Origin of the sequence: Brevibacterium antiquum (assembly GCF_016107655.1) — a bacterium.
Lineage (GTDB): Bacteria > Actinomycetota > Actinomycetes > Actinomycetales > Brevibacteriaceae > Brevibacterium > Brevibacterium antiquum.
The window spans coordinates 193,243-216,503 of sequence record NZ_JABASX010000003.1 but is presented as its reverse complement, the minus strand read 5'-3'; the positions used below and the strand labels follow the sequence as shown (position 1 = coordinate 216,503).

Annotated in this window: 21 protein-coding genes; all 21 read left to right on the top strand. The window is 64.9% G+C overall.

The genetic code is table 11. The features are described from left to right. Positions 1-54 precede the first annotated feature (54 nt). The 21 genes from JFC13_RS19820 to pyk all read left to right on the top strand — a co-directional run bounded on the left by JFC13_RS19820 (position 55) and on the right by pyk (position 23,046). The gene (locus JFC13_RS19820) at positions 55-1,014 is read left to right on the top strand and encodes a methionyl-tRNA formyltransferase (protein ID WP_198396282.1); all 960 of its coding nucleotides are present in this window, start codon (positions 55-57) and stop codon (positions 1,012-1,014) included. Between the two features lie 5 nt (positions 1,015-1,019). Further along, positions 1,020-2,423 (top strand): RsmB/NOP family class I SAM-dependent RNA methyltransferase, encoded by a 1,404-nt coding sequence (locus tag JFC13_RS06460; protein ID WP_198396475.1) that lies wholly within the window; start codon positions 1,020-1,022, stop codon positions 2,421-2,423. Position 2,424: 1 nt separating this feature from the next. Further along, positions 2,425-3,087: a ribulose-phosphate 3-epimerase gene (gene rpe / locus JFC13_RS06455; protein WP_198396281.1), complete on the top strand. Its 663-nt coding sequence runs from the start codon at positions 2,425-2,427 to the stop codon at positions 3,085-3,087. Positions 3,088-3,098: 11 nt separating this feature from the next. Continuing rightward, positions 3,099-3,764, top strand: coding sequence for a nicotinamide mononucleotide transporter family protein (locus JFC13_RS06450; RefSeq protein ID WP_198396280.1), 666 nt, complete (start codon positions 3,099-3,101; stop codon positions 3,762-3,764). 80 nt (positions 3,765-3,844) lie between these two features. Further along, positions 3,845-4,108 carry a phosphoribosyl-ATP diphosphatase gene (locus JFC13_RS06445; RefSeq protein ID WP_198396279.1) on the top strand — a complete coding sequence of 88 codons (264 nt, stop codon included), beginning with the start codon at positions 3,845-3,847 and terminating at the stop codon, positions 4,106-4,108. Between the two features lie 62 nt (positions 4,109-4,170). Then, positions 4,171-5,010: an ATP phosphoribosyltransferase gene (gene hisG / locus JFC13_RS06440; RefSeq protein ID WP_198396278.1), complete on the top strand. Its 840-nt coding sequence runs from the start codon at positions 4,171-4,173 to the stop codon at positions 5,008-5,010. 25 nt (positions 5,011-5,035) lie between these two features. Beyond that, entirely contained in the window at positions 5,036-5,452 is a 417-nt protein-coding gene (locus tag JFC13_RS06435; RefSeq protein WP_332839350.1) for a PH domain-containing protein, read from the top strand. 2 nt (positions 5,453-5,454) lie between these two features. Continuing rightward, positions 5,455-6,660 (top strand): CaiB/BaiF CoA transferase family protein, encoded by a 1,206-nt coding sequence (locus tag JFC13_RS06430; RefSeq protein WP_198396276.1) that lies wholly within the window; start codon positions 5,455-5,457, stop codon positions 6,658-6,660. 128 nt (positions 6,661-6,788) lie between these two features. Beyond that, positions 6,789-8,291: a carboxyl transferase domain-containing protein gene (locus JFC13_RS06425; RefSeq protein WP_198396275.1), complete on the top strand. Its 1,503-nt coding sequence runs from the start codon at positions 6,789-6,791 to the stop codon at positions 8,289-8,291. Between the two features lie 28 nt (positions 8,292-8,319). Continuing rightward, positions 8,320-9,084, top strand: a complete 765-nt coding sequence (gene hisF, locus JFC13_RS06420; RefSeq protein WP_198396274.1) for an imidazole glycerol phosphate synthase subunit HisF — start codon at positions 8,320-8,322, stop codon at positions 9,082-9,084. Continuing rightward, positions 9,081-9,452 carry a phosphoribosyl-AMP cyclohydrolase gene (hisI, locus tag JFC13_RS06415; protein ID WP_198396273.1) on the top strand — a complete coding sequence of 124 codons (372 nt, stop codon included), beginning with the start codon at positions 9,081-9,083 and terminating at the stop codon, positions 9,450-9,452. Before hisF ends, hisI begins: the two co-directional genes overlap by 4 nt. After that, the gene (trpE, locus tag JFC13_RS06410) at positions 9,442-11,004 is read left to right on the top strand and encodes an anthranilate synthase component I (protein ID WP_332839349.1); all 1,563 of its coding nucleotides are present in this window, start codon (positions 9,442-9,444) and stop codon (positions 11,002-11,004) included. Before hisI ends, trpE begins: the two co-directional genes overlap by 11 nt. A 1-nt stretch (position 11,005) precedes the next feature. Continuing rightward, positions 11,006-11,533, top strand: a complete 528-nt coding sequence (locus tag JFC13_RS06405; protein ID WP_198396272.1) for a Trp biosynthesis-associated membrane protein — start codon at positions 11,006-11,008, stop codon at positions 11,531-11,533. A 98-nt stretch (positions 11,534-11,631) separates the two neighbouring features. Further along, positions 11,632-11,901, top strand: coding sequence for an HGxxPAAW family protein (locus JFC13_RS06400; protein WP_198396271.1), 270 nt, complete (start codon positions 11,632-11,634; stop codon positions 11,899-11,901). Then, entirely contained in the window at positions 11,898-12,701 is an 804-nt protein-coding gene (gene trpC, locus JFC13_RS06395; RefSeq protein ID WP_198396270.1) for an indole-3-glycerol phosphate synthase TrpC, read from the top strand. The genes JFC13_RS06400 and trpC overlap by 4 nt, the downstream gene beginning before the upstream one ends. A gap of 37 nt (positions 12,702-12,738) precedes the next feature. Further along, positions 12,739-13,953, top strand: a complete 1,215-nt coding sequence (gene trpB / locus JFC13_RS06390) for a tryptophan synthase subunit beta (RefSeq protein WP_198396269.1) — start codon at positions 12,739-12,741, stop codon at positions 13,951-13,953. Further along, positions 13,950-14,741 (top strand): tryptophan synthase subunit alpha, encoded by a 792-nt coding sequence (gene trpA, locus JFC13_RS06385; RefSeq protein ID WP_198396268.1) that lies wholly within the window; start codon positions 13,950-13,952, stop codon positions 14,739-14,741. Before trpB ends, trpA begins: the two co-directional genes overlap by 4 nt. Beyond that, positions 14,738-15,040: a hypothetical protein gene (locus JFC13_RS06380; protein WP_198396267.1), complete on the top strand. Its 303-nt coding sequence runs from the start codon at positions 14,738-14,740 to the stop codon at positions 15,038-15,040. The genes trpA and JFC13_RS06380 overlap by 4 nt, the downstream gene beginning before the upstream one ends. Before the next feature lie 187 nt (positions 15,041-15,227). Beyond that, positions 15,228-19,928 (top strand): glutamate synthase large subunit, encoded by a 4,701-nt coding sequence (gene gltB, locus JFC13_RS06375; protein WP_198396266.1) that lies wholly within the window; start codon positions 15,228-15,230, stop codon positions 19,926-19,928. Beyond that, positions 19,921-21,375: a glutamate synthase subunit beta gene (locus JFC13_RS06370; RefSeq protein ID WP_198396265.1), complete on the top strand. Its 1,455-nt coding sequence runs from the start codon at positions 19,921-19,923 to the stop codon at positions 21,373-21,375. Before gltB ends, JFC13_RS06370 begins: the two co-directional genes overlap by 8 nt. Before the next feature lie 123 nt (positions 21,376-21,498). Then, positions 21,499-23,046 (top strand): pyruvate kinase, encoded by a 1,548-nt coding sequence (pyk, locus tag JFC13_RS06365; RefSeq protein WP_198396264.1) that lies wholly within the window; start codon positions 21,499-21,501, stop codon positions 23,044-23,046. The last annotated feature ends 215 nt before the right edge of the window (positions 23,047-23,261 follow it).

Genomic DNA, 23,261 nt, shown 5'->3' with positions numbered 1-23,261 from the left:
GTGCACCGGTGCCCGGACTCTGCGTCCGCGAAGCGAACAAGTAGAATTCCTCAAGTGGATATCGTCTTCGCCGGAACTCCGGATGCCGCAGTGCCAGCCCTCGAGGCCCTTGTCGAATCCCGGCACCGCATCCGTGCCGTCCTCACCCGACCCGATGCCCCGGTGGGGCGCAAACGCGTCCTCACCCCCTCGCCGGTCAAGGCACGAGCCCTCGAACTCGGCCTCGACGTCATCGAGGCCAGCCGACTCCGCGGCGAGGTCATCGCCGAACTCCGAGCCCTCAAGGTCGATGCCGTGGCCGTGGTCGCCTATGGTGCCATCGCCGGCCCGGCAGCGCTGTCGACCGCCGAACTCGGCTGGTTCAACCTCCACTTCTCACTCCTGCCGGCGCATCGCGGAGCCGCACCGGTCCAACGGGCCCTCATCGCGGGCCAGAGCAGCAGCGGAGTCAGCGTGTTCAAGATCGACGAGGGCATGGATTCCGGACCCGTCCTGCGCAGCCTCGAACTGCCTCTGGACCATCCCGATGTCGCCGCCGCCCTCGACGACTACGCCCGCCGAGGCGCGGTCGAACTGGTCGCCGCCTTCGATGACCTCGCGGACGGAACCGCAGTGATGACCCCGCAGTCCGGAGAAGCGAGCCACGCGGACAAGATCGGCATCGATGATGCCCATCTCGACTTCTCCGACTCTGCCCGGGCGATCATCGACCGTTCCCGGGGAGTCAGCCCCAGCCCCGGGCCATGGGCGAACGTCGACGGGAAGCGGACCAAACTCTTCGGACTCACACCCGCGCCCGACGTCACCACCCCTCCAGAAGTCGGATTGCTCACCTCCTGGCAGAAGACCGCCGTCCTCGGCTGCGGCGACGGCTGGGTCCATGTCGCGGAGATCCAACCCTTCGGCAAGGCACGGATGGCGGCCGTGGACTTCCTCCGCGGACGTGGCGACATCCGATTCGATCCCACTGAAACCAGCGCCGAGCCGGCGGCAGACCCCGAGCAAGGAGCATGAGACAGATGCCAGCAGATGAGCGCATGCCGCGGAAGAGACCGGCAGGACGAGAGCCGAGACAGGCGAAGAACCTGCCGCGGCGCATCGCCTGGGAGGTCCTCGTCGACGTTGAGACGAAGGACTCCTACGCGAACCTGCTCCTGCCCGCCAAGCTCGCCCGCACGCATATGGACCACCAGGACGCGGCGTTCACGACTGAACTCACCTACGGTGCTCTGCGTCAACAGGAGTTCTACGATGCGATCATCGCCAAGGCGGCGAACCGGTCCCTCGACTCCATCGACCCCGAACCGCTGGCAGGCATGCGCCTCGGCGCCCACCAGATCCTGTCCATGCGCGTGCCAGACCATGCGGCGCTGTCGGAGACTGTCGCCGTCATCAAGTCCTACGCACCGAAGACATCCGGGTTCGTCAACGCCGTCCTGCGTCGGATCTCCGAGGTCGACCGGGCCGAATGGCTGCGCCGCGTCACCGCCGGAGCCACCGCGGTGGGTGAACAGGCCATCGAGTACTCCCACCCGGAATGGATCGTGAGGGCGATGACTCAGGCTCTCAAGGGCCACGGACGGCAGGCATCTGAACTGCAGGCGCTGCTCGAAGCCGACAACGCGGCCGCGAAGGTCAGCGTGTCCGCTCTGCCCGGACTCATCGACCGCAGCGAACTGCCCGGAGCACCGACCGAGTTCTCACCCATCGGCGTCACACTCGACACCGCTGTGCCCAAGAACGTCGACGCCGTCGCCACCGGCCGGGCCCGCGTGCAGGACGAAGGCTCCGCGCTGGTGGCCCTGGCACTGGCGCAGGTTCAGGCACCGGCGGGCACCTGGGCGGACCTGTGCGCTGGACCCGGTGGCAAGGCCGCAGTCCTCGCCGCGATTGCGAAGCAGTCGGGGACCACCCTCGATGCCTTCGACTCCAGTGAGCACAGGGTCGAGCTCGTGAGATCCTCCACCCAGGCACTCGACAACGTCACCACCCGCGTACAAGACGCCCGCGACGCCACGGGCCCGTATGCGAAGGTCCTCGTCGACGTCCCCTGCTCGGGCCTCGGTGCCCTGCGCCGCCGTCCCGAAGCTCGCTACCGCCGTCGCCCCGAGGACATCAACGCCCTGGCCGGACTGCAGCGAGAACTGCTGCGGGCGGCCTTGAACGCATGTGCTCCGGGGGGAGTCGTCGCCTACTCCACCTGCTCTCCCCACTACGCGGAGACCGTGCTGGTCGTCGACGATGTCCTCCGCGGCATTGACGTCGAGATCCTCGACGCCCCGGCAGTCCTCGCCGAGGTCACGGGCGCCGATGCCGCAGGGTTCGCCTCGGTGAGTCGGGGAGCGGGACGGTACGCTCAGCTATGGCCCCATGTCCACAACACCGATGGAATGTTCTTGGCTCTGATGCGGAAGGCGAACTGAAATGGCGATCGAGATCAATCCCAGCATCCTCAGCTCCGATTTCTCGGACCTGCGTGGTGAACTGGCGAAGATCAGCACGGCAGATATGGCGCACATCGACGTGATGGACAACCATTTCGTCCCGAACCTCACCTTCGGGCCTCCCGTAGTCGAGCGGATCCAGGCGATCAGCCCGATCCCGCTCGACGCTCACCTGATGATCGCCGAGGCAGACCGTCACGCTCCGGTCTATGCCGAACTCGGCTGCGCCTCGGTGACCTTCCACGCCGAGGCGGCCGCCGCCCCCGTGCGCCTGGCCCGGGAGATCCGGAAGCTGGGGGCCAAAGCCAGCCTCGCACTCAAGCCGGCGACCCCGATCGAACCCTTCATCGACCTCCTCGGCGAGTTCGACCAGATCCTCATCATGACCGTCGAACCCGGTTTCGGCGGGCAGAAGTTCCTCGATGTGTGCCTGCCGAAGATCCGACGGACCCGTGAGGCGATCTCGGCCGCCGGGCTGGAGATCAAACTGCAGGTCGACGGGGGAGTCTCCACGTCGACGATCGAACGCGTCGTCGACGCCGGTGCCGATGTGCTCGTGGCCGGGTCCGCCGTCTACGGTGCCGAGGACGCTGCCACTGCGATCTCAGGGCTGCGTGAGCTCGCAGCATCCCACGTGCACTGAAGAAGGCCGATATGGAACTGCTCGACTGGCTGAACACCCCGGCGTTCGAAATGCTGGGCAAACAGGTGCCGTACTCCGACCTGTTCGGCAATATCTGTGCTCTGGCCACCGTGGTCCTCGCACTGCGCCGGAACATCCTGTCCTGGCCGGTCCAGATCCTGGGCTCTATCCTCCTCTTCGCCGCGAGCATCTCAGCGGGACTCGGCGGCAACGCCTCCCGCCAGGTCGTCATCATCGTGGCCGCAGTGTGGGGCTGGACGCAGTGGAAGAAGTCCCGAGAGGCCTCCGGCGAGGTCCTCGTCCGCTGGGCGACCTGGAAGGAGCGACTGCTCCTGATCGGCGCCCTCGTGCTGGGCACCGCGGTGTTCGGCTACGTCCTCGCCCTCGGAGGGTGGTCCTGGAATCCCTATCCAGACGCCTACATCTTCATCGGATCACTCGTGGCGATGTATGCCCAGGGGCGGGCGATCGTCGAGTTCTGGTTCGTCTGGCTGGCCGTCGACCTCGTCGGGATTCCCTTGGCAGTGGCCGGAGGACTCGTGTTCTCCGGGGCCGTGTACCTCATCTTCCTCGTCATGGTCGTCATCGGCTTCATCGACTGGTCGAAGCGATCACGCCAGACGATCTCCGCGCCGCATCGGGGTGCCACGGACATCAACCGCAGCACCGAGAGCTGAGGCTGCCGCGGCGGGTGGGAGCGTCCCGCTGGCCGAGACCCCGTGTGAGCGCGGCGGCCGCGATGTATTAGGCTGGATTCGTGAAGACCTTTGACTCGCTCTACGCCGAACTCCTGCAGAAATCCCTCGATCGTCCCGAAGGCTCGAAGACCGTGGCCGAACTCGATGCCGGAATCCATGCGATCGGTAAGAAGGTCGTCGAAGAAGCCGCAGAGGTCTGGATGGCGGCAGAATATGAGACCAAGGACGAGCTCGCCGAGGAGATCTCTCAGCTGCTCTATCACCTGCAGGTGCTCATGGTCGCCAAGGATCTCAGCCTCGACGACGTCAACTCGCATCTGTAGCCTTCCACGCCGGCACAGCCGAACCCCACACAACCGTTGACGATGAAACACAAAAGGACACCATGCTGCGTGTAGCCGTGCCGAACAAGGGCGCACTGTCCGAAGCCGCCTCCGAGATGCTCAGCGAGGCAGGATACTCCACCCGTCGGGGAAGCAAGACCCTTGTCCATCAGGACGAAGTCAACGACGTCGAATTCTTCTACCTGCGCCCGCGCGACATCGCCGTCTACGTCGGCTCGGGAATCCTCGACGCCGGCATCACCGGTCGGGACCTGCTGCTTGAGTCGGAGGCCGAAGCTCAGGAAGTCATCGGCCTCGGATTCGGAGCCTCCCGCTTCTTCTACGCCGGAGTCACCGGTTCCTACTCATCGCCGACCCAGCTGGAAGGCGCACGCATCGCCACCAGCTTTCCGAACCTCGTCGACGCCGATCTGCAGGCCAGGGGCATCGACGCGAAGACCGTTCAGCTCGACGGTGCGATCGAAGTCTCCATCCAGCTCGGCGTCGCCGACGCCATCGCCGACGTGGTCGAGACCGGCAGCACCCTGCGCGCCGCAGGGCTCGAGACGTTCGGCGAACCCCTGCTGGAATCCGAGGCCGTCCTCGTCCAGCGTGATGGAGCAGCCGAGTCGATCGAGGTGCTGCGTCGCCGTCTGGAATCCGTGATGGTGGCCCGGCAGTACGTTCTCGTCGACTACAACATCGAAGAGCGCCTTCTGCCTGAGGCCCTCGGACTCACGCCCGGCCTCGAATCACCCACGATCTCCCCGCTGCAGGAGACGGGCTGGGTGGCCGCGCGCGTCATGGTCGAATCCAAAGAGGTCAACAATGTCATGGACCGTCTCTACGCAGTCGGTGCCCGTGCGATTCTGGTGACGAACATTGGCGCCTGCCGAATCTGAGTTCCGCGTCTTCCGACCCCGCCAGGTGCGCATCATCAGCACCGTCGGCGCCGTGGTGGTGTTCATCGGCTTCGCGGTGCTCTCCGTCGCCCTGCTCGTCGTGGACTGGGACCCCTGGACCCCGCTCGATACGGTCTGGATGAACCTGCTCGGGATCATCTTCGCTGCGGCCCTGCTGCGCGTCGCCGACATCCAGGCCCGACCCAGCGAAGCCGGCCTGGTCGTGAAGAACATGGTCAGGACACGCACCTTCGCGTGGGGGCAGATCCTCGGCGTCGCCTTCTCACCCGAGGGCGACGACCCATGGCCCACCCTCGATTTGACCGACGGAACCACATACGCCGTGATGGCGATCCAGCACGCGGACGGGCCCCGAGCCCACGAGGAATGTCAGCGATTGCGTATGCTCATCGCTAGATGGACCCACTTCAAGGAGGAATAGGAATGTCGAACGACACAATCACAGGGGTCGAAGGCCCACTGACCGGATACACGGTCATCGATCTCTCCCGCGCATTGGCCGGCCCGCACGCGGGAATGATGTTCGGTGACCTCGGAGCCCGAGTGATCAAGGTCGAGAACCCGGGCAAGGGGGATGACTCCCGGTCCTGGGGCCCTCCGTTCGTCGGTCCCGAGGACGATCCTCAGGCCACCTACTTCTTCTCCTGCAACCGCAACAAGGAATCCATCGCCCTCGACCTCAAGTCGGACACCGGCAAGGAGACGCTGCGGGAACTGATCTCCCGCGCCGATGTGCTCATCGAGAACTTCCGCTCCGGCGTCCTCGATCGGCTCGGCTTCTCCACCGCCGTGTGCATGGAGATCAACCCCCGCCTCGTGCTCCTCTCGATCACCGGCTTCGGCCACGACGGACCCGAATCCTCGCGCGCTGGGTACGACCAGATCGCCCAGGGCGAGGCCGGACTCATGTCGCTGACAGGATCCGGACCCGAGGACATGCAGCGTGTCGGCGTTCCCATCGCAGACCTCCTCGCAGGCATCTACGGCTCCTACGGCGTTCTCGCAGCCCTGCTCGAACGCGAGCGCACGGGCAAGGGCAAGGTCGTGCGGACCTCGCTCATCGCCGGCATGGTCGGAGTCCACGCTTTCCAGGGCACACGCGCCACGGTGGCCGGGCAGAACCCCGAGCCCGGTGGCAACCACCATCCGTCGCTCTCTCCCTACGGACTCTTCAACTGCCACGAAGGTGCCGTGCAGATCTCCGTGGGCAACGAGAACCTGTGGCAGAAGTTCTGCGCCGCATTCGGCATCGACCCGGCGACCGAGGGCATGGGCGACAACTCCGCTCGTGTCGCGAACCGTCCGGCCGTGATCGAACTCATCGAAAGCAAGTTCGCCGCCTACGGATCGGACGAACTGCTCGCCAAACTCGCAGATGCAGGAATCCCCTCCGGCACCGTGCGCACCCTCGAAGAGGTCTACTCGTGGGACCAGGCACTGAGCCAGGGACTCAAGGTCTCCGTCGACCATCCCGTCCTCGGCGACATCGACCTGCCAGGACCACCGCTGCGGTTCTTCGACGCGGACGGCGAGGCCGAGGTCGAAACCACGAGAACCGCTCACGATGCACCGCCTCTGCTGAACGAGGACGCCGAGGCGATCGTGTCCTGGCTCGATGCGGACAGTTGAGGACCCTGACCGCCAGCTGCGCTCTCTGATCCGCAGCTGGCGGCAATCAACAGCTGGTGGCCCAACACCGCTTTGCCGTTCGTCAGATTTACCGTTGGTCAGACACATCTGAAGCAGGAGATAAGCACGTGGCACGGTTGAACGCACATGAACTCGTCGACATCGTCGTCGATGACGGATCCTTCGTGTCCTGGGATACGACTCCGATCAGGCCCGCCGGAGGCATCTCCGAGGAATACGCGGCCGAACTCGCCGCAGCCAGGGAGAAATCCGGAGTCGATGAGGCCATCATCACCGGGGAAGGCATGATCGAGGGCCGGCGCGTCGCCATCGTCGCCGGGGAATTCCGGTTCCTTGCCGGTTCGATCGGCGTTGCCGCGGCTCAGCGGCTCGTCGACGCGATCGAACGCGCCACGCTCGAAGGGCTGCCGCTGCTGGCCGGGCCCGCCTCGGGCGGGACCAGGATGCAGGAAGGCACGATCGCGTTCCTGTCGATGGTCAAGATCACCAACGCCGTGATGGCCCATCGTCGGGCCGCCCTGCCCTACCTCGTGTATCTGCGGCATCCCACCACAGGCGGCGTGTTCGCCTCCTGGGGTTCGATGGGCCATGTCACCGTCGCCGAGGCTGGATCACTCATCGGCTTCCTCGGCCCGCGCGTCTTTGAGGCCATCTACGGAGAGAAGTTCCCCGAGAACGTGCAGACGGGTGAGAACCTGCACAAGCACGGGATCATCGACGCAGTGATCAGTCCCGAACGGATCCAGACCACCCTCGCCCGAGTCCTCGACGTGCTCATGGGCGCCAAGGAGATTCCGCCGCGCGTCGCCGACCCGGACACACGCCCCGAGATCGTCGATCCGGACTCCGACGCCTGGGATGCGATCACCCGTTCCCGCAACGCCGATCGTCCCGGAGTTCGCGACCTGCTGCGCACCGCGGCCAACACCGTGCTGCCCCTCAACGGCACCGGACAAGGAGAGAAGGACCCGGGACTCCTGTTGGCGCTGGCGAAGTTCGGCTCCGCCCCGTGCATCGTCCTCGGTCAGGATCGTTTCCGCCAGGATTCCCGGGCGCCTCTCGGGCCAGCGGCACTGCGAGAGGCCAGGCGCGGAATGCGCTTGGCCGCCGAACTCGATCTGCCGCTGGTGACCGTCATCGACACCCCTGGTGCTGCACTGTCGAAATCCGCTGAAGAGGGCGGAATCGCCGGCGAGATCGCCCGCAGCCTCGCCGACCTCGCGAACCTCGATGCACCCTCGGTGTCCCTCATCCTCGGTGAGGGGTCAGGCGGGGGAGCGCTGGCACTGATCCCCGCGGATCGAGTGCTCAGTGCCGAAAACGGGTGGCTTTCGCCCCTTCCCCCGGAAGGCGCCTCGGCGATCGTGCACCGGACGACCGACCGCGCGCCGGAGATGGCCCAGAGCCAAGGTGTGCATGCACCCATGCTCAAGGCGACGGGAGTCGTCGACCGCATCATCGCCGAACATCCAGATGCCAGTGAGGAGCCATTGGACTTCGTGTCCCGGGTGGGTGCGACACTGGAGTACGAACTCATCGAGCTCATGCGTGAACCATCCGACCGCCGCTTGGCGCGCCGGATGGAACGGTATCGCACACTCGGAATCTGAACGTCGACAAGGAATCCAGGAGAGTCACATGGTTGCCATCAGAGTCATTCCGTGCCTCGACGTCGACGAAGGACGGGTCGTCAAGGGCGTGAAGTTCGCGGACCTCAAGGACGCCGGCGATCCGGTCGAATTGGCCCGACGCTACGGGGAATCCGGTGCGGACGAGCTGACATTCCTCGATGTCACCGCCAGCAGCGGTGATCGCGAGACCGTTCACGATATCGTCCGGGCCTGTGCCGAAGAGGTCTTCATTCCGCTGACCGTCGGCGGCGGCATCCGCAGCGTCACCGACGTCGACCGCCTCCTGCGCGATGGGGCAGACAAGGTCTCCGTCAATACCTCCGCTGTCGCGAACCCCCAGCTCATCAGCGATATCGCCCACCACTTCGGCAACCAGGTCCTCGTCCTGTCTCTCGACGCCAGACGCGCGCAGGGGACACAGACGCCCTCTGGCTTCGAAGTCACCACCCGCGGTGGGCGTGAGGGAACCGGTCGCTGCGCGATCGACTGGATCACCGAGGCAGCCGAGCGCGGCGTCGGCGAGATCCTCCTCAACTCCATCGACGCGGACGGCACCCGTGACGGCTTCGATCTCGAACTCATCGCCGCCGCGCGGGCCGCCGTCGACGTTCCGCTGATCGCGTCCGGAGGAGCCGGCCGAGTCGAACACTTCGCTCCGGCCGTGGCTGCCGGGGCCGACGCGCTGCTGGCCGCGAGTGTCTTCCACTTCGGGACACTGAGCATCGGCGAAGTCAAGGACGCACTGCGCAAGGAAGGGATCGAAGTCCGTTGAGCACACACGATTCTGCCGCCCAGATCGACGCCACCCCGGAGAACTGGCGCGAACTGATCACGGTCAACGCAGACGGGCTCATTCCCGTCATCGTCCAAGAGGTCACCACCCGTGAAGTCCTCATGATGGCCTGGATGGACACCGAAGCCATCGAACGCACCCTGAGCAGCGGTGCCGCAGTGTACTGGTCACGGTCCCGCCAGGAATACTGGGTCAAAGGCGAGACCTCTGGACACACTCAGAAGGTGGCATCCCTGAGCCTCGACTGCGATGCGGACGCTCTGCTCATGGAGGTCGAACAGACCGGGCCCGCCTGCCACACCCTGACCCCGACGTGCTTCACCGGAAGGACCATCAGTGCCAACTGACACACGCACGACCGACACCGGGCTGACGATCCGGCCCAGCCTCGATGAGTTCCGCGCGTCCGGCGCCGATCACCGCTTGGTGCCAGTCCACGCGGAAGTCCTCGCCGACTCCGAGACCCCGCTGAGCCTGTACCGCAAACTCACGGACGGCGGTCCTGGCAGCTTTCTCTTCGAATCGGCCGTGTCCGGGGCCTGGGCGCGCTACTCGTTCATCGGCTCCTCACCTGTCGCCACCCTGATCTCCGAGGGCGAGAGCTTTCGGTGGGAAGGCACGCCTCCGGTGGGGATCCCGACCGAAGGCAGCGTTTTGGACGCGGTCACGGCGACCCTCGAACTGCTCGCCGTCGACGCGAGCGAGTCGGTTCTTCCACCGATGGTCTCAAGCTTCGTCGGATACTTCGGCTGGGACATCGTGCGGCAGTTCGAGAGGCTCGGCCCCGCCCGAGCCAACGAACACCATCTGCCGACCGTGCAGCTGATGATCCCCGGCGACATCGCGGTCTATGACCACTACTCCGGAACTCTCACCCTCGTGGCCAATGTATTCAACGTCAATGGTGTCGATACGGGCATCGACGATGCCTACCACGCAGGCGTCGAACGGATCGAGGCGATGCTGTCGAGGATCAGCAGGCCCAGCGACGCCGAGATCCTGAGCACGCACTTCGTCAGACCCGAAGTGTCGACCCGCACCGACCCGCAGGTCTACCTCGACAACGTCGAAGACGCCAAACGCGAGATCGTCGATGGAGAGATCTTCCAGGTTGTCCTCGGCCAACGCTTCGACACCGACTGCACAGCCGACCCATTGACCGTCTATCGGATGCTGCGCCATTCGAACCCCAGCCCGTTCATGTACCTGCTCAACCTCCATGACGACCAGGGACAGCCTGCCAGCATCATCGGCTCGTCCCCGGAAGCTCTCGTCACGGTCCGCTCCGGTGACGTCGTCACCCACCCGATCGCCGGCTCGCGCCCTCGAGGCGCCACGACCGAAGAGGACTCCGCACTGGCCAGAGACCTCATCAGCGACGAGAAGGAACGTGCCGAACACCTCATGCTCGTCGACCTTGCCCGCAACGACCTCGCAAAGGTCTGTCGGGCGGGCACAGTCGATGTCAGTGAGTTCATGGACATCGTGCGCTACAGCCACATCATGCACATCTCCTCGACCGTACGCGGAGAGCTCGCACCAGGACACGGAGCCGTCGACGTGCTGCGTGCCACGTTCCCGGCAGGCACCCTCTCCGGAGCGCCGAAACCCCGCGCTCTGCAGATCATCGACGAGCTCGAACCCATCGGCCGCGGAATATATGGGGGAGTCGTCGGCTACATGTCGTTCACCGGCGACCTCGACCTGGCGATCGCCATCCGCACCGGAGTCCTGCGTGACTCGGTCATGAGCGTCTATGCCGGCGGTGGGCTCGTCGCCGATTCGGTTCCCGAAACCGAATATCAGGAATCGCAGAACAAGGCGGCCGCAGTCCTGGGAGCTGCGGCAGCAGCCGGCGCGGTGGACAAGCTCGGAGCCTCGAGCAGGGAACGCGGCTGAAATGACGAAATCACGCGGAGTACTCCTCGTCCTCATCCTGGCCGGTGCACTGTGGGCGATCAGCCTTGCGTCCTGGCAAGCCGGTGCCGCCGGTGACTCACTGGGGCCCGCAGGTGTGGCCGATGTCACTGAGGACGCAAGCTCTCAGGCATCGCCGGTCGCGACCGCCTGCGTCGCAATCATCGCCGTCACCGGGCTGCTCTCAGCCATGTTGGGCAAGATCGGACGTTTCGTCGTTCTCGGCTTCGCTGCTCTGGCCGCCATCGGCTACGGCATGACCGCACTCCAGTCGGTTTCATCCCCCGGGGCCACCGCCTGGCCGATCGTGGCCCTGTTTGCGGCAGCCATCGCACTCATCGTCATCGTCTACATCGCCTTCGCCTCGGCGAGATGGGCCAATTCGAACCGGTACGCCAGGACGGCGGAAGCCGCAGGCGACGAGTTCGATTCGGCAGCGACCTGGGACGCCCTCTCCCGCGGAGACGACCCCGATCCCACCGCTGGTGGGGTCGATGATGAATCGAAATGACCTCGTGACCGGGTCGGTGTCTGAACCGAACTCGAAGCGTGTCACAATGGATGCAACAAGTTTTCACGCGTGCCACGCCTGCATCTCTAAGGAGCACCATGTCGCAAACCGTCGCTCGTAACGGCGCAACCGATCTCGACAAATCGACGATCGACTATGCAGCAATCGCCGACCCGGGACACGGAAACTCCGTGGCCGGTTGGACCGGTGTCATCGTCATGCTGATCGGCGTCACGATCGGCTGTGTCGGGTTCACGATCCACACCGCGACCATCACCTACGTCGGCATCGGCGTCGTCGTGCTCGGCCTCATCGCCGGCATCATCCTGCGTGCCGTCGGTCTGGGAAACAAGCCGAAGCAGAAATGACAGTTCTCGACGACATCGTCGCCGGTGTCCGCGAAGATCTCGCCGAACGCCGGAGGCAGACACCGCTGGCAGACGTCAGTGATCGCGCGCGTGAGGCTCAGCCTGCGCGTGCGTTCGATCTCTCAGTCGACTTCGGGGTCATCGCCGAGGTGAAACGACGTTCTCCCTCCCGCGGAGACCTCGCCCACATCGCGGATCCGGGGACCCTGGCCGGTCTCTATGCCGCTGGGGGAGCACGGGCGATCAGCGTCCTCACCGAAGGACGTCGCTTCTCAGGAAGCCTGGCGGACCTCGACTCCGTCCGCGCAGCCGTTGACGTTCCCATCCTGCGCAAGGATTTCATGGTCGAGGAGTACCAGTTCCATGAGGCCCGCGCCCACGGTGCTGATCTCGTCCTCCTCATCGTCGCAGCACTCGACGTCGGACAGCTCCACGAGTTCCATGCTCTCGCCCACGAACTCGGGATGACTGCTCTGGTGGAGACCCACAACGCTGATGAGCTGGCGATCGCGGCCGAACTGAATGCCCCTCTGATCGGCATCAACACCCGCAACCTCAAGGACCTCAGCGTCGATACGAACCGTTTCGCCCCCTTGGCCGATCTGGCACCGGCGGACTGCACCCTCGTCGCAGAGTCCGGAGTCACCGGTCCCGATGATGTCGAGACCTACGCCGGAGCCGGCGCCGATCTCGTGCTCGTGGGCGAAGCACTCGTCACCGGCGGCGACGCCGAGTCGGCCGTGGCCGCGTTCACCTCGACCGGGCAGGAGCGGCGGGCGGCGAGCAGTCGTCAGTCCTGATCCACCCGACCACCATTTCGAACCACGAAGGACGGCAATGACCGATTTGAGCCAGGAGAACGGACCCTACTTCGGTTCGTACGGAGGCAGGTTCTTCCCCGAAGCGCTGATCCCCGCACTCGACGAGATCGAGGAGACATGGCGCAAATCCCAGGTCGACCCGGAGTTCACGCAGCAGCTGCTCGACCTGCAGCAGAACTACATCGGCCGTCCCAGCCTCCTCACCGAGGCCACCCGCTTCGCCGCGCACTGCGGTGGGGCGCGGGTCTTCCTCAAACGCGAAGACCTCAACCACACCGGCAGCCATAAGATCAACAACGCCGTGGGTCAGGCCCTGTTGGCCAAGTGCATGGGCAAGACCCGTGTCATCGCCGAAACCGGAGCCGGACAGCACGGTGTTGCAGCAGCAACTGCCGCAGCTCTCCTCGACATGGAGTGCGAGGTCTACATGGGTGAGGAAGACACCCAGCGGCAGGCGCTCAACGTCGCTCGGATGCGACTGCTCGGAGCGAAGGTCAACTCCGTGTCCAACGGCACCAAGACGCTCAAAGACGCGATGAACGAAGCGATGCGCGACTGGGTCGCCAACGTCGAGAACACGCACTACATCATCGGCACAGTCGCCGGCCCGCATCCGTTCCCGGCCATGGTCCGGTCCTTCCAGGACATCATCGGCGTCGAAGCCCGCGAACAGATCCAGAACGCCGTCGGTCGTCTGCCCGACGCGGTCTGCGCGTGTGTCGGCGGCGGGTCGAACGCGATGGGCCTCTTCGCCGCATTCCTCGCCGATCCCGAAGTGAAGATCTTCGGCTTCGAAGCCGGGGGAGACGGCGTCGACAGCGGCCGTCACGCCGCCCGATTCTCCGGCGGGCGACCCGGAGTCCTGCACGGCTCGGCCACCTATATCCTCCAGAACGAGGACGGCCAGACCCAGGGGTCCCACTCGATCTCGGCCGGACTCGACTATCCATCGGTCGGCCCCGAGCACTCCCACCTCCACGACATTCAGCGCGTCACCTACGAACCTGTCGTCGATGAAGATGCGATGGAAGCCATGCAGCTGCTGTCGCGAACCGAAGGCATCATCCCCGCAATCGAATCCGCCCACGCCCTGGCCGGTGCTATGCGCATCGGCCGGGAACTCGGCAGCGAGGCGGTCCTGCTCGTCAATCTCTCCGGACGCGGCGACAAGGACATGACGACCGCGGCCAAATGGTTCAACTACTTCGACGAAGGAGCTGTGCAGGTATGACGAGCTCAGGACCCCGAACCGGCACCACTCTCGACACAGTCGCCCAGGCAGGCCGCAAGGCCGCCCTGATCGGATACCTTCCGGTCGGCTTCCCCTCTGTCGAGGGCTCCATCGAGGCCATGGTCGAACTGGTGAAGTCCGGAGTCGACATCGTCGAGGTCGGCATGCCGTACTCGGACCCGGGAATGGATGGCCCCGTCATCCAACGTGCCGCCGAGCAGGGACTCGCCGCCGGGGTGCGCACCTCCGACATCTTCTCTGCAGTCTCAGCCGTCGCTGAGGCCGGGGGAACCGCCGTGGTGATGAGCTATTGGAACATCGTGCTGCAGTACGGTGTCTCGGCCTTCGCCCGCGACCTGGACTCTGCCGGGGGCGGAGGCATCATCACCCCGGATCTCATCCCCGATGAGGCATCTGAATGGGTGAGCGCCTCGGACGAATTCGATCTGGACCGCATCTTCCTCGCGGCCCCTTCATCGACACCTGAACGACTGGCCACCATCGTCGATGCGAGCCGCGGATTCGTCTATGCCGCCTCGACGATGGGCGTGACCGGCGTCCGCTCCGAGGTCGACAACCACGCTCGTGAGCTCGTATCTCGGCTCAAGGACGCCGGAGCGCCGCACGCCTGCGTCGGGCTCGGCGTCTCGACGCGCGAACAGGCTGCAGAGGTCGCCGAATACGCTGACGGCGTGATCGTCGGCTCGGCGCTCGTGCGCGCTCTCGACAGCGACGGAGTCAGCGGAATCGCCAGCTTGGCCGCTGAACTCGCCGAGGGCTGTGCATGAGCCGGGCTCAACTGCTCGCCTCAAACAACGCACTGCAGCTCGGCTCTGCCACGATCCCCGGGTGGGCACTGTGGGTGCTCGCACTCGCTGTGGTCCTCCTCATCGTCGGAATCGTCTTCTTCGTCCTCGCTCGTCGTGCCCGAAAGATCGCCCGAGCAACAGACGCCTCGAAGAAGGGCGGTGAGGACTTCGGGGGACACGGCTTCGGATACTTCGGAGCGGTCACCTCGGCGATCTCGATCACCCCCGACGTGAAGCGGAGAACTCGGGGCGAGAGCGGTTCGAAGTCCGACGACTGAGACGTTTAGGTTCGTTTTACGGTCCTTTTTCGCTGCTATTCGGTGCCGCCACGTGGTGTAGGTTGGAAAACCGACTGTGAGAACCACGTCACAACTGTGTCTGAGGACGATCTTCGAAGGACACCGCGAAAACAGCTAGGGACAGCGCCGTCTTTAACGTAAACTCCTACACCCCGTGAAGGCAGCGATGTACAGTGAACACTCAACGACCCCGAAAGCTCCGCGTCAACCAGTTCGTGCCGGACTCTACGATCCCGCACTCGAGCACGACGCATGTGGGCTGGCGCTCATCGTCCGCTACCGTGGCCCGGCAGACCATGAGGTCGTCGAACAGGCTCTGACCGCACTGCGCAAGCTCGAACACCGAGGCGGCATCGGTTCCGATGAAGGCACAGGAGATGGTGCCGGGATCACCCTGCAGATTCCCCACGACTATTTCGCCGAGGTGCTCGGTGCCGACGGCGTCGAACTTCCGGAGCCGGGCAGCTACTCCGCAGGCATCGGATTCTTCGCTCAGGACTACCGACAGGATCTCATCCCCGACGTGGCTTTCCTCACGGATGACAGGGATGCATTGGTCACAGAGGGCATGAACGATTCGCACGAGGATCAGGACGACCTCGTCAAGAGGATCGCCGCCGAAGAGGGACTGCAGGTCCTTGCCTTCCGCGACGTACCCCACGACGCGAGCGTGTTGGGCGAGACCGCACGCACCACGATGCCGCGCATGCGCCAGCTCTTCCTCGCCATCGACGAGCGGTATCCGTCCCGGGACCCACAGGATCTGAGCCGCCGGTCCTACATCGTGAGGAAGCGCCTCGACCATGCGGGTCTCTACTGCCCTTCTCTCAACCCGGGCACCATCACCTATAAGGGCATGCTCTCAACGGGTCAGCTCTCTGCCTTCTACACGGAACTGCTCGACGAACGGCTGACTTCTCGGATCGCACTCGTGCATTCTCGCTTCTCGACGAACACGTTCCCGTCCTGGCAGCTCGCGCAGCCCTTCGGCACGATCGCCCACAACGGTGAGATCAACACGGTGCGCGGCAACCGCAACTGGATGCAGGCCAGGGAGTCGAAGCTGGCCTCGGACCTGCTCGTCTCCCCGGTGCCCGGCACCTCGACGAGCCTGGACAGACTGTGCCCGATCGTGCCGCCCGGCGCCTCGGACTCGGCATCATTCAACTCGGTGCTCGAACTCATGGTCGCCTCGGGCCGGTCGCTGCCGCAGGCAATGCTGATGATGATCCCGGAGGCCTGGGAGAACAATCCAGGCATGGGGGAGTCCCGCAAGGCGTTCTACGAATACCACTCGCTGCTGATGGAGCCGTGGGACGGACCCGCCTGTGTGGCATTCACCGACGGGAAGCTGGCTGGGGCGGTCCTCGATCGCAACGGCCTGCGTCCTGCGCGCTACGTCATGACCTCCGACACCGTGGTCCTGGCCAGTGAGATCGGCGTCGTCGACCTGCCCGAAGCGGACATCGTCGCTCGCGGTCGACTGACTCCGGGACGCATGTTCCTCGTCGACACCGAGTCCGAACGGATCATCTCCGACACGGAGATCAAGAATCAGCTCGCCACTGAGCACCCCTATGAGGAGTGGGTCAAGAGCTGTTCGCGTCGACTCTCGGATCTGCCCACCCGGATCCACGTCACTCACCCGCAGTCATCGGTGCGCAGACGCCAGCGAACCTTCGGCTACACCGAGGAGGAGCTGCGTATCCTCATCTCGCCGATGGCCGAGACCGGGGCAGAGCCACTGGGAGCCATGGGCACTGACACGGCGATCGCGGCATTGAGCCAACGGCCGAGGCTGCTCTTCGACTACTTCCACCAGAACTTCGCTCAGGTGACGAACCCGCCGCTGGACTCCATCCGCGAAGACATCGTCACCAGCATGTCCTCGGGCATCGGGCGCGAAGGCAACCTGCTGCAGTTCGCCCAGCCGGACTCCGCGCATATCCTGCTCGATCAGCCGGTCATCGACAACGACGAACTGACGGCGATCTCGCACGTCCAGGGTCACCACCTCGGCGTCGACGATGGACGACCAAGTGTGACGCTGGCCGGCCTGTATTCGGTGAATGCGGGGCCCGATGCCATGGCCAAGCGCCTCGATGCGCTGTGCCGGGAAGCCAGCGCGGCCGTTGAGGCCGGAGCAGTGTTCATCATCCTCAGCGATCGGGACTCGACGGCTGATCTCGCTCCGATTCCGTCGCTGCTGCTGACTTCGGCCCTTCACCACCACCTGGTGCGGCAGCGTTCGCGGACGCGGGTGTCCATCATCGTGGAGGCCGGCGACGTCCGTGAGGTCCACCATGTTGCCACACTGGTGGCCTTCGGTGCCTCCGCAGTCAACCCGTACCTCGTCATGGAGACCGCCGAGGCGCTCGTGCGCTCAGACAGGATCCGCGGCATCAGCGAATCCGCAGCCGTGGCGAATGTGCTCACGGCTCTGAACAAGGGTCTGCTGAAGATCATGTCGAAGATGGGGATCTCGACCGTCCAGTCCTACCACGGTGCACAGACCTTCGAAGCTCTCGGACTCTCGGATGACTTCGTTGATCAGTACTTCACCTCCACCCCGCACCAGCTCGGGGGCAAGGGGATCATCGAGATCACCGCGGAATCGAGTGCTCGGCACGCAGACGCCTACCGCGATGACCATCCGCGGCCCTCGCACCGGAATCTGCTGGTCGGCGGCGAATATCAGTGGCGGCGGGAAGGTCCGGGGCACCTGTTCAACCCGGAGACGATCTTCAAGCTCCAGCACTCCACTGCCACAGGACGCTTCGACATCTTCGAGCAGTACACCCACGCCGTCGATGAGCAGTCACGTGAGCTGATGACGCTGCGCGGACTGTTCGACCTCGTGCCCACGGATTCGGGACCGATCGACATCGCCGAGGTGGAGCCGGCCAGCGAGATCATGAAGCGCTTCTCGACAGGCGCCATGAGCTACGGCTCACTGTCCCAAGAGGCACACGAGACTCTGGCCATCGCCATGAACCGCATCGGCGGGAGGTCGAACACGGGTGAGGGTGGAGAGGACACCGAACGTCTCGTCGACCCCGAACGCCGATCGGCTGTCAAGCAGATCGCCAGCGGACGTTTCGGGGTCACCAGCCATTACCTCACCGAGGCCGATGACCTGCAGATCAAGATGGCTCAGGGCGCGAAGCCGGGGGAGGGCGGACAGCTGCCCGGGGCGAAGGTCTACCCGTGGATCGCGAAGACCAGACACGCCACTCCCGGAGTGGGGCTGATCTCTCCGCCGCCGCATCACGACATCTATTCGATCGAGGACCTCGCTCAGCTCATCCACGATCTCGGTCGCGCCAATGCCAGGGCCCGCGTGCACGTGAAGCTCGTGTCCGGGATCGGCGTCGGCACGGTGGCCGCAGGCGTGGCCAAGGCCGGAGCGGACGTCGTCCTCGTCTCCGGTCACGATGGAGGCACCGGGGCCAGTCCGCTGAACTCTCTCAAGCATGCCGGCACCCCTTGGGAACTGGGCTTGGCCGAGGCCCAGCAGACCCTGGTGCTCAACGGGCTGCGAGAGAAGGTCAGCGTGCAGGTCGACGGCCAGCTCAAGACCGGCCGCGACGTTATCATCGCCGCCCTGCTGGGTGGTGAGGAGTTCGGATTCGCGACTACGGCCCTCGTGGTCTCCGGCTGCATCATGATGCGTGTGTGCCACAAGGACACATGTCCCGTCGGCGTTGCGACCCAGAACCCGAAGCTGCGCGAACGCTTCCACGGACAGGCCGATCACGTCGTGAACTTCTTCACCTTCATCGCCGAGGAGGTCCGCGGCTACTTGGCGCAGCTGGGCCTGCGCTCACTTGACGAGGCGATCGGTGCTGTCGAGAGGCTGCGCATCGATGAGAAGCGTGCCGAGGCCTCTGGCCTCGACCTCGATCTGGCCTCGATCCTCACCGTGCCCGAGGACGTCCACGGCAACACCGAAGTGCCTCGCAAACGCACCACTGAGGTCAACCGCGACTTCGCGGGGGAACTGGACCTGCGTCTGCTGGCCGAGGCCGGGGAGTCGATCGAGTCCGGGGCGAAGGTCAGAATCACCTCGGCGATCGAGAACACGGACCGCAGCGTCGGCACCCTGCTGGGGCACAATGTCACGCTCGCCCATGCGGATGCGGGCCTGCCCGAGCACACGATCAGGCTCGACCTGCACGGCACGGCCGGGCAGTCACTCGGTGCCTTCCTGCCTCGCGGGGTCAGCATCGACCTGCACGGCGACGCCAACGACTACGTCGGCAAGGGGCTCTCGGGCGGAACCATCAGCGTGCATCCGCACGAGGAGAATCCGACCAGACCCGAGCACAACGTCATCGCCGGCAACGTGCTGGGCTACGGCGCGACCGCGGGCAAGCTGTTCATCTCTGGCCAGGTGGGGGAACGTTTCATGGTGCGCAACTCGGGCGCCGAGGCGGTGGTCGAAGGGATCGGTGATCACGGGCTCGAATACATGACCGGAGGCCTCGCCGTGATCCTGGGCAGCACCGGACGCAACTTCGCCGCCGGTATGTCGGGCGGCACGGCCTACGTCCTGGACTTCAACCCTGCCAAGCTCAACCCCAAGGAACGCGCTGCCGGCGTATTCCGGTTCACCGGGGTGGGAATCACCGATATGGAAGTCCTCCAGCGCCTACTGACTGAACATGTTCAGTGGACGGTCTCGCCCCTGGCTGCCCAGCTGCTTGAGGGACTGCGCCGAGGAGAGGACGTCCTCTCCCGCTTCACAAAGATCATCCCCGTCGCCTATGCGATGGTCAAAGACGTCCAGGAAGAGTTCACCGCGGCAGGTCAGTCCGCGGATTCGGATGAGGCCTGGCACAAGATTCTGGAGGTCGCCAATGGCTGATCCACATGGATTCCTCACCACCGACCAGCGCGAGCTGCCACGGCGGCGCCCGGTTCCCATCCGACTCATGGACTACCGCGAGGTCTACGAAGCAGGCGATCCGGAGCAGCTGCGCAGGCAGGCATCGCGCTGCATGGACTGCGGCGTTCCGTTCTGCCATCAGGGCTGCCCCTTGGGCAATCTGATTCCGGAGTTCAACGATGCGATGTATCGCGGCGAACTTCCGCGGGCCGTCGAACTTCTGCATGCAACGAACAACTTCCCGGAATTCACCGGTCGCGCCTGCCCTGCACCGTGTGAGAATGCGTGCGTCCTCGGGATCAATCAGCCTGCAGTGACGATCAAGCAGGTCGAGGTCTCGATCGTCGACCAGGGCTTCGCGGCCGGGCTCATCCAGCCGATGATTCCTGAACGGATCACCGGGCAGACCGTTGCCGTCATCGGTTCTGGTCCGACCGGGCTCGCCGCGGCCCAGCAGCTGACCCGGGCCGGGCACACCGTCGTCGTCCACGAACGCGACGATCGCCTCGGCGGACTGCTGCGCTACGGGATCCCGGACTTCAAGCTCGAGAAGCAGCACATCGACCGTCGTCTCGATCAGATGCGCGCCGAAGGCACCCGGTTCACGACCTCGGTCGAGATCGGCAGGGACATCAGTCTCGAGGACCTGCAGTCGAGCTTCGACGCCGTCATCGTGTGCACAGGTGCCACAGTGCCCCGTGACATGAGCATCGGCGGTCGGGACCTTCGCGGAGTCGAATTCGCGATGGACTATCTGGTGCCCTCGAATCGTGTGCAGGCGGGGGAGCAGCCTGGACCCGGTGGAGTCAAGAGCCACATCGACGCTGCGGGAAAGCACGTGGTCATCATCGGCGGTGGTGACACGGGTGCGGACTGTTTGGGCACGGCCCTGCGGCAGTCTGCAGCCTCGGTCACGACGCTGGCGATCGGAGCTCAGCCGCCCATCGACCGCAGCGACGCAGATCCCTGGCCCACGGTCCCGCGCATCTTCGAGGTCCAGTCCTCCCATGAGGAGGGCGGCACGCGGCGCTACCTCGCATCGACGACAGGGTTCGCCGGAGACGAGGGGGGCCGGGTGGTCGGGATCGATGTGGCAGAGACCCAGTTCGTCGACGGTCGCCGCGTGCCGACTCCTGGTACCGAGCACCGTTTGGATGCAGACCTCGTGCTCCTGGCTCTCGGCTTCTCGGGGCCGGAATCCGAAGCTCTCGGCCTCGACGTCAGCGACAGCGGGGCCTTCGCCCGCGATGAGACCTATCTCAGCTCGACTCCCGGGGTCTTCATCGCCGGTGACGCTGGGCGGGGTCAGTCGCTCATCGTCTGGGCGATCGCCGAGGGGCGGTCGGTCGCGGCCGAGGTCGACCGGTTCCTCACGGGATCGACTCGGCTGCCTGAACCGGTCGGACCACACGACAGATCGTTTTAAATGTTAAGATAGTCTGTGTCAATTAATGAGAAGTCCGCACATTGATGTGCGTGACTCTCCTCCGACGAACAGATGTGGCGGGCGGTTCGGATCGCCCGCCACGGTACAGGTAGGGTGGTGTGCATGAGGCGTGCAAAGATAGTCGCAACATTAGGTCCGAATCAGAACTCCTATGAAGAGATCCGCGCGCTCGTCGACGAAGGCGTCGATGTGGCCAGATTCAATCTCAGCCACGGCAAGCGGGAAGAACACGAAGAGAAATTCGCCTGGGTTCGCCAGGCCGCACTCGACACCGGCCGCGCCGTCGCGCTGCTGCTCGATCTGCAGGGCCCGAAGATCAGGGTCGGCAATTTCGCCAACGGCAAGGAAGAGCTGGTCGAAGGCGCAACCTTCACCATCACCAACCGCGACATCGCCGGCACCGCCGAGGTCGTGAGCACCACACTGTCGACTCTGCCGGGCGATGTGTCCGTCGGCGATCCGTTGCTCATCGATGATGGGCGCCTGCGTCTGCGTGCCACCGAGGTCACCGACACCGATGTCGTCACCGAGGTGGAGATCGGCGGAACGATCTCGAACCACAAGGGCATCAACCTTCCCGGTGTTCCGGTCTCCGTGCCGGCGCTGTCGGAGAAGGACATCGAGGACCTCAAATGGGGCCTCAAGCTCGGCTTCGACTGGGTGGCGCTGTCCTTCGTCCGCAGTCCCGAGGACATGGATGATGTCAGGGCAGTCATGGACGAGGTCGGCATCTCCGCACCCGTCATCGCCAAGCTGGAGAAGCCGCAGGCCGTCGAACAGCTCGACGCGGTCATCGACGCCTTCGACGGAATCATGGTCGCCCGCGGCGACCTCGGCGTGGAGCTGCCCCTGGAGCAGGTTCCGATCGTGCAGAAGCGTGCGGTCGAGATCGCCCGGCAGCAGGCCAAGCCCGTGATCGTGGCCACACAGATGCTCGAGACCATGATCGATGCGGCCAGGCCCACCCGCGCCGAGGCGAGCGACTGCGCCAACGCCGTCCTCGACGGAGCCGATGCCCTGATGCTCTCCGGTGAGACTTCAGTGGGCGACTACTGGGTCGAAGCGATCCGGACCATGAGCCGCATCATCGAGTCCACCGAGGAACACGGCATGGAGCGGATCCCGCAATTGGGCACAGTTCCTCACACCAAGGGTGGGGCCGTGACCGCCGCAGCGGTTCAGATTGCTGAACAGCTCGACATCGATCTGCTGTGCACCTTCTCCCAGACGGGTGACTCCGTACGCCGGATGTCGCGTCTGCGTCCCGCTTGGCCGATCCTCGGCTTCACCCCCGACGCTCAGGTTCGCCACCAGCTGGCACTGACCTGGGGCGTACGCCCCTACCTGGTCAAGACCGTGCGGCACACGGACCAGATGGCCAGGCAGGTCGATGCCGTGCTGCTCGCGGACGGAACCGCCCACGAAGGTGACCAGTCCATCCTCGTGGCCGGGTCCCCTCCCGGCATCCCCGGGTCGACCAATGCCCTGCGCATCCACACGATGGGTGATGCCGCCAAGGGCGTTGCCGCGGCCTACGAGGACTCCTCGGATGATGAGGAAGATCCCTTGGCCGGGTACGGCATCGTCTCCGAAACGCCGGTCACCCGTGAGGTGCCGATCATCAAGGAGAACGGCACGCCAAGGCACTGAGGCTCCCTACAACGGCGGCCGCCCCTTTCCGGGGTGGCCGCCGTTGTCATGTGCCGTTGTCATTTGTGCGAGCAGCCGCCTGAGCGGTTGGCGCCAGTGAGAGCCACTTCACTTGGACTTGCGGAATTTCTGAGATTGCTCAACAGTTGTGCATTGAGTTGAACATTGCCTGAACTGAGATTCGCTCGAATTGAGCACCATTCGAGTTGAGCATC